Source organism: Pseudomonas sp. BF-B-15 (assembly GCF_019946675.1).
Classification (GTDB): domain Bacteria; phylum Pseudomonadota; class Gammaproteobacteria; order Pseudomonadales; family Pseudomonadaceae; genus Aquipseudomonas; species Aquipseudomonas migulae.
In genome coordinates, this window is the sequence record NZ_JAGYFZ010000023.1 from 67942 (window position 1) to 75179 (window position 7238).

A 7238-nucleotide genomic window follows, 5' to 3' on the forward strand; every position below is an offset into this window, starting at 1 on the left:
GGAGCGAGGCTTGCCCGCGAAGAGGCCCTAATAGTCACCACATATCCACAACCTGCCCGCTATAGTTGGCAAGCCCGCCTTCGCAACGGATAATGCCCAGTTTTTCCACCAGCGCATCGAAGCGCCGCCGCGCTTGCGGTCGAAAGAGAAGACCATGAAAGACACCATTCGCCAGTTGATCCAACAAGCCATCACCCAACTCGTCAACGAAGGTGTGTTGCCTGAAGGCCTGACGCCGGCGATCCAGGTGGAAAACTCCCGAGACAAGAAAAACGGCGACTTCGCCAGCAACATCGCCATGATGCTGGCCAAGCCGGCCGGCATGAAGCCGCGCGATCTGGCCGAGAAAATCATCGCCGCGCTACCGGCTGACGAAAACATCACCAAGACCGAAATCGCCGGTCCTGGCTTCCTGAATTTCTTCCAGAACACCGACGCCCTGGCCACCCGCCTCGACGCCGCACTGGCCGACGAGCACATCGGCGTGCGCAAGGCCGGCCCGGCGCAACGCACCGTGGTCGACCTATCGGCACCGAACCTCGCCAAAGAGATGCACGTCGGCCACTTGCGCTCGACCATCATCGGCGACGGCGTGGCTCGTGTTCTGGAGTTCCTCGGCGACGAAGTGATCCGTCAGAACCACGTGGGCGACTGGGGCACCCAGTTCGGCATGTTGATGGCTTACTTGCAGGAAAACCCGATCACCAGCGACGAGCTGTCGGACCTGGAAAACTTCTACCGCGCCGCCAAGGGCCGTTTTGACGAATCCGAAGAGTTCGCCGACCGCGCCCGTGGCCTGGTGGTCAAGCTGCAAGCCGGCGACCCGGATTGCCTGGCGCTGTGGACCAAGTTCAAGGACATCTCGCTGTCGCACTGCCAGAAAATCTACGAACTGCTGAACGTCAAACTGACCATGGCCGACGTGATGGGCGAAAGCGCCTACAACGACGACCTGATCAATGTGGTCAACGACCTCAAGGCCGCTGGCATGCTGGTCGAGAGCAACGGCGCGCAGTGCGTGTTCCTCGACGAATTCAAGAACGCTGACGGCGACCCGCTGCCAGTGATCATCGTCAAGGCGGATGGCGGCTACCTCTACGCCACCACCGACCTGGCGGCGGTACGTTATCGCAGTGGCAAGCTGAAGGCTGATCGCGCGCTGTACTTTGTCGACCAGCGCCAGGCCCTGCACTTCCAGCAAGTGTTCGCCGTCGCCCGCAAGGCCGGCTTCGTGACGCACCCGATGGAAATGGAACACATGGGTTTCGGCACCATGAACGGCGCCGATGGCCGTCCGTTCAAGACCCGTGACGGCGGCACCGTGAAGCTGATCGACCTGCTGACCGAAGCCCAGGAGCGCGCCTACAACCTGGTCAAAGAGAAAAACCCGGAGCTGGCCGAAGACGAGCTGCGCAACATCGCCAAGGTCGTGGGCATCGGCGCAGTGAAATACGCCGACCTGTCCAAGCACCGCACCAGCGACTACAGCTTCAACTTCGACCTGATGCTGAACTTCGAAGGCAACACCGCGCCGTACCTGCTGTACGCGTACACCCGTGTGGCGGGCGTGTTCCGCAAGCTCGGCAAGGACTTCAGCGAAGTCGAAGGCCAGATCGTCCTGGAAGCCGCGCATGAACATGAGCTGGCAGCCAAACTCGCGCAATTCGGCGAAATCCTGAACAACGTGTCCGAGAAAGGCACGCCGCACATCCTCTGCACCTACCTGTACGACGTTGCCGGCCTGTTCTCCAGCTTCTACGAGAACTGCCCGATCCTCAGTGCTGAAACCCCGACGCAAATGCAAAGCCGCTTGCGTCTTGCCGCGCTGACCGGCCGCACTCTCAAGCAAGGCCTGGAACTCTTGGGTCTGGAAACTCTGGAGCGTATGTAAGTTGGCTGCCAAGAAAAAACCTGCACCCAAGCGTGGCGCCAGCCGTTACCAAGCTCCTGCAAAGCAACCGATCCCGGGTTGGTTGTGGATGGCCATCGGCCTGACGGTCGGCGCGTTCATTGTGTTCCTGATGAAGCTGGAACCGGGCAAGGGCAGCGACAGCGTCAAGCGCGAGAAGATCGAGCAGCAGAAAGCCACCAAGGTCGCCGAGGCCAACAAGACCCCGCCGAGCCCGACGCAACCGGTGAAGCCGAAGTACGACTTCTACACCTTGCTGCCGGAATCGGAAGTCATCGTGCCGCCGGATGCCGTGCCGGAGAAAACACCGCCGACGCCGGCTGTACCGACCACGCCGGTAACCCCGGCGGAAGCGGCGAAGATCGACACGGCGCGGGCTCAGGCGGCATTGGCTGGCATCACCCCGCCGCCACCGCCACCCGTGGCCAAGGCGGCACCGGTGACCAAGTTCTTCCTGCAGGCCGGTTCGTTCCGCAAGGAGGCTGATGCAGACAAGGTGCGCGCGCAGATCATCCTGCTCGGCCAGGCGGTATCGGTTGAGTCCGGCACGGTGAAGGACGAGACCTGGTATCGGGTGTTGGTCGGGCCGTTCAGCAACCGCGAACAGCTGACCACCGCGCAGAAACAACTGTCCGGCGCCGGGTTCAGCAACCTGTTGTTACAACAACGCCAGAACCGCTGATCCGCGTTATCGTTCATCGCGAGCAGGCTCGCTCCCACAGGATTTGCGCCAACCCTGTGGGAGCGAGCCTGCTCGCGATTGGCGTCAGCACTCCCACCACACATCTTCGTGTACGCCACCGCTCGTCCCCTCTCCCGCCCCGCAGTTGAAAAACGCTCCACCACCCCCATATGAGTTGGCATAAGGCATTTTCGCCCCGCTGCGTGGAGACTCTCCCTTGACCACCATCGTTTCAGTTCGCCGCCACGGCAAAGTCGTCATGGGCGGCGACGGCCAGGTTTCTCTCGGCAATACCGTGATGAAAGGCAACGCGAAGAAAGTTCGTCGCCTCTACCACGGCGAAGTCCTCGCCGGTTTTGCTGGCGCCACGGCCGACGCCTTTACCCTTTTCGAGCGCTTCGAAGGTCAACTGGAGAAACACCAGGGCCATCTGGTTCGCGCCGCCGTCGAACTCGCCAAAGAATGGCGCACCGACCGCACCCTCAGCCGCCTCGAAGCCATGCTCGCGGTCGCCAACAAAGACGCGTCCCTGATCATCACCGGCAACGGCGACGTTGTTGAGCCTGAACAAGGCCTGATCGCCATGGGTTCCGGCGGCGCCTACGCCCAGGCCGCCGCCAGTGCGCTGCTGAAGAAAACCGACCTGTCAGCCCGGGAAATCGTCGAAACCGCCCTCGGCATTGCCGGCGACATCTGTGTATTCACCAACCACACCCAGACCATTGAGGAGCAGGACTGCGCCAAAGGCGACGAGTAAGTCTGTTTCGGCCCCACGCCACGACTCATCTTGTTTAAGGTCCGTCAAAATATTATGTCCATGACTCCCCGTGAAATCGTCCACGAACTCAACCGCCATATCATCGGCCAGGACGATGCCAAACGCGCCGTCGCCATCGCGCTGCGTAACCGCTGGCGCCGGATGCAACTGCCGGAAGAGCTGCGCGTTGAAGTAACGCCGAAGAACATCCTGATGATCGGCCCGACCGGCGTCGGCAAAACCGAGATCGCCCGTCGCCTGGCCAAACTGGCCAACGCACCGTTCATCAAAGTCGAAGCGACCAAGTTCACCGAAGTCGGCTACGTTGGCCGCGATGTCGAGTCGATCATTCGTGACCTGGCCGATGCTGCCATCAAGCTGCTGCGCGAACAGGAAATGACCAAGGTTCGCCACCGCGCCGAAGATGCCGCCGAAGAGCGCATCCTCGACGCCCTGCTGCCACCGGCGCGCATGGGCTTCAACAACGATGACGCCCCGTCGGCCGACTCAAACACCCGCCAGCTGTTCCGCAAGCGCCTGCGCGAAGGCCAGCTGGATGACAAGGAGATCGAAATCGAAGTCGCCGAAGTGTCCGGCGTCGATATCTCCGCGCCACCGGGCATGGAAGAAATGACCAACCAGTTGCAGAGCCTGTTCGCCAATATGGGCAAGGGCAAACGCAAGAGCCGCAAGCTCAAGGTCAAGGAAGCGCTGAAACTGGTCCGCGACGAAGAAGCCAGCCGCCTGGTCAACGATGAAGAGTTGAAGGCCAAGGCGCTGGAAGCGGTCGAGCAGCACGGCATCGTGTTCATCGACGAAATCGACAAGGTTGCCAAGCGCGGTAACTCCGGTGGCGTCGACGTGTCCCGTGAAGGCGTGCAACGCGACTTGCTGCCGCTGATCGAAGGCTGCACCGTCAACACCAAACTGGGCATGGTCAAGACCGACCACATCCTGTTCATCGCTTCCGGTGCATTCCACTTGAGCAAGCCGAGCGATCTGGTGCCTGAGCTGCAAGGGCGTCTGCCGATTCGTGTCGAGCTGAAGGCGCTGACGCCGGAAGACTTCGAACGCATCCTCAGCGAACCGCACGCCTCGCTCACCGAGCAATATTGCGCACTGCTGAAAACCGAAGGCCTGGCCATCGAGTTCCAGCCGGATGGCATCAAGCGCATCGCCGAGATCGCCTGGCAGGTCAACGAGAAAACCGAGAACATCGGTGCCCGTCGCCTGCACACGCTGCTTGAGCGCCTGCTCGAAGAGGTGTCGTTCAGCGCCGGCGACCTGGCCAGCGCTCACGACGACAAGGTGATCATGATCGACGCCGACTACGTCAACAACCACCTCGGCGAATTGGCGCAGAACGAAGACCTGTCCCGTTATATCCTGTAAGCCATACTTGTAGGAGCGAAGCTTGCTCGCGAAGGTGTGTCAGCTGAATTGATGTCGACTGACACACCTTCGCGAGCAAGCTTCGCTCCTACAGGGTTCCATCCATAACGGAACTCCGGTCATGACCCAACTCCCCACCGACATCAAACTGCACAAAGCCTCGAAAACCCTGTCGCTGAAATACGCGTCCGGCGAGGAACATCACCTGCCCGCCGAGTTCCTGCGCGTGCACTCTCCTTCCGCCGAGGTCCAGGGCCACGGCAAACCTATCCTGCAATTTGGCAAGATCGGCGTAGGCCTGACCAAGGTAGAACCGGCCGGTCAGTACGCACTGAAATTGACCTTCGACGACGGCCACGACAGCGGCCTGTTCACCTGGGAATATCTGTACCAGCTGGGCGTGCGCCAAGAGGATCTCTGGAACGATTATCTTGCCGAACTGAAAGCCGCCGGAAAGACCCGCGACCCTAACGAATCTGTCGTCAAGCTGATGCTCTAACCCGCGACTCTTGCGCATTAGAAGGCATTTTCTAATTTCATCTGTTTGAATGCTTGGCCGCGAGGTCAGTCATTAGCCTGCTTGCGAAAAAAATTAAACTCGGGTAACCAATGGAGCTGGCAAGTTACCTGCAGTGCTCTCTGAACTAAAAAGCAGCGATGCAGAATTATCGGTCACCCGAGCAGTAGTACCTGGCATTGGCTGTGTGACTACACGGCTGGACTCAGGTACTCGTCTCAGGACAATGGAGCGTCGTAGATGAGTAACAAGAATAACGATGACTTGAAGAATCAAGCCTCGGAAAACACCTTGGGGCTTAATCCTGTCGTTGGGCTGCGTGGAAAGGATCTACTGGCTTCTGCTCGAATGGTGCTCAGGCAGGCCATTAAACAACCGATTCACAGTGCGAAGCATGTCGCTCATTTCGGTCTTGAACTGAAGAACGTGCTGTTCGGCAAATCCGAACTGCTACCGACCAGCGATGACCGTCGTTTCGCCGATCCGGCCTGGAGCCAGAACCCGCTCTACAAACGTTATTTGCAAACCTACCTGGCGTGGCGCAAGGAACTCCACGACTGGATCGACGACAGTAACCTCGGGCCCAAGGATGTGGCACGCGGGCATTTCGTGATCAACCTCATGACCGAAGCCATGGCCCCGACCAACACGGCGGCCAACCCGGCAGCGGTCAAACGCTTCTTCGAAACCGGTGGCAAGAGCCTGCTCGACGGCCTCTCGCACCTGGCCAAGGATCTGGTGCACAACGGCGGCATGCCGAGCCAGGTCAACATGGGCGCATTCGAAGTCGGCAAGAGCCTGGGCGTGACCGAAGGTGCGGTGGTTTTCCGTAACGACGTGCTGGAGCTGATCCAGTACCGGCCGACCACCGAGCAGGTGCATGAGCGTCCATTGCTGGTGGTGCCGCCACAGATCAACAAGTTCTACGTTTTCGACCTGAGCCCGGACAAAAGCCTGGCGCGTTTCTGCCTGCGCAATCACGTGCAGACCTTCATCGTCAGCTGGCGCAACCCGACCAAGGAGCAACGCGAATGGGGTCTGTCGACCTACATCGAAGCGCTCAAGGAAGCGGTTGATGTGGTCACCGCGATCACCGGCAGCAAAGACGTGAACATGCTCGGCGCCTGCTCCGGCGGCATCACCTGCACCGCGTTGCTGGGCCACTACGCCGCAATCGGCGAGAAAAAAGTCAACGCCCTGACGCTGCTGGTCAGCGTGCTCGACACCACCCTGGACAGCGACGTCGCACTGTTCGTCGACGAGCAGACGCTTGAAGCCGCCAAACGCCATTCCTATCAGGCGGGTGTACTCGAAGGCCGCGACATGGCGAAAGTGTTCGCCTGGATGCGCCCCAACGATCTGATCTGGAACTACTGGGTCAACAACTACCTGCTCGGCAACGAGCCGCCGGTGTTCGACATTCTGTTCTGGAACAACGACACCACCCGGTTGCCCGCCGCGTTCCACGGCGACCTGATCGAGATGTTCAAAAACAATCCGCTGATCCGCCCGGATGCACTGGAAGTGTGCGGCACGCCGATCGACCTGAAGCAGGTCACGGCCGACATCTTTTCCCTGGCCGGCACCAACGACCACATCACCCCGTGGAAGTCCTGCTACAAGTCGGCGCAACTGTTCGGCGGCAAGGTCGAATTCGTGCTGTCCAGCAGCGGGCATATCCAGAGCATTCTGAACCCGCCGGGCAACCCGAAATCACGCTACATGACGGGCACCGAGATGCCGTTGAAGGCTGAGGAGTGGCAGGAAAACTCCACCAAGCACACCGATTCCTGGTGGCTGCACTGGCAGGCCTGGCAAGCCGAGCGTTCGGGCGAATTGAAAAAATCCCCGACAAAACTGGGCAACAAGGCTTATCCGGAAGGTGAAGCAGCACCGGGCACTTACGTACACGAACGCTAAATGACCCCCGACCTGTAGGAGCCGGATTGCTGTCGAAGGCAGCACAGCGGTTCAACAGTTT

General features: G+C 60.0%; 6 protein-coding genes. All 6 read left to right on the forward strand.

The features are described from left to right. Positions 1 to 154: 154 nt before the first annotated feature. Entirely contained in the window at positions 155 to 1891 is a 1737-nt protein-coding gene (gene argS / locus KGA97_RS10380) for an arginine--tRNA ligase (RefSeq protein WP_223480724.1), read from the forward strand. A 1-nt stretch (position 1892) separates the two neighbouring features. After that, complete coding sequence (locus KGA97_RS10385) at positions 1893 to 2591, forward strand: SPOR domain-containing protein (RefSeq protein WP_008025212.1); 699 nt, start codon at positions 1893 to 1895, stop codon at positions 2589 to 2591. A gap of 217 nt (positions 2592 to 2808) precedes the next feature. Continuing rightward, a complete protein-coding gene (gene hslV, locus KGA97_RS10390) occupies positions 2809 to 3348 on the forward strand; it encodes an ATP-dependent protease subunit HslV (RefSeq protein WP_008025213.1) in 540 nt (179 codons plus the stop codon). 54 nt (positions 3349 to 3402) lie between these two features. Further along, on the forward strand, positions 3403 to 4740 hold the full coding sequence (hslU, locus tag KGA97_RS10395; protein WP_223450379.1) for an ATP-dependent protease ATPase subunit HslU: 1338 nt from the start codon (positions 3403 to 3405) through the stop codon (positions 4738 to 4740). A gap of 121 nt (positions 4741 to 4861) precedes the next feature. Then, positions 4862 to 5239 (forward strand): gamma-butyrobetaine hydroxylase-like domain-containing protein, encoded by a 378-nt coding sequence (locus KGA97_RS10400; RefSeq protein WP_008025216.1) that lies wholly within the window; start codon positions 4862 to 4864, stop codon positions 5237 to 5239. Between the two features lie 258 nt (positions 5240 to 5497). Further along, entirely contained in the window at positions 5498 to 7177 is a 1680-nt protein-coding gene (phaC, locus tag KGA97_RS10405; protein WP_008041874.1) for a class II poly(R)-hydroxyalkanoic acid synthase, read from the forward strand. The last annotated feature ends 61 nt before the right edge of the window (positions 7178 to 7238 follow it).

What these genes read in the sequence shown, in the direction of transcription:
- argS (WP_223480724.1), top strand. Translation starts at nt 155, where the DNA reads ATGAAAGACACCATTCGCCAGTTGATCCAACAAGCCATCACCCAACTC.
- hslU (WP_223450379.1), top strand. Translation starts at nt 3,403, where the DNA reads ATGTCCATGACTCCCCGTGAAATCGTCCACGAACTCAACCGCCATATC.
- KGA97_RS10400 (WP_008025216.1), top strand. Translation starts at nt 4,862, where the DNA reads ATGACCCAACTCCCCACCGACATCAAACTGCACAAAGCCTCGAAAACC.
- phaC (WP_008041874.1), top strand. Translation starts at nt 5,498, where the DNA reads ATGAGTAACAAGAATAACGATGACTTGAAGAATCAAGCCTCGGAAAAC.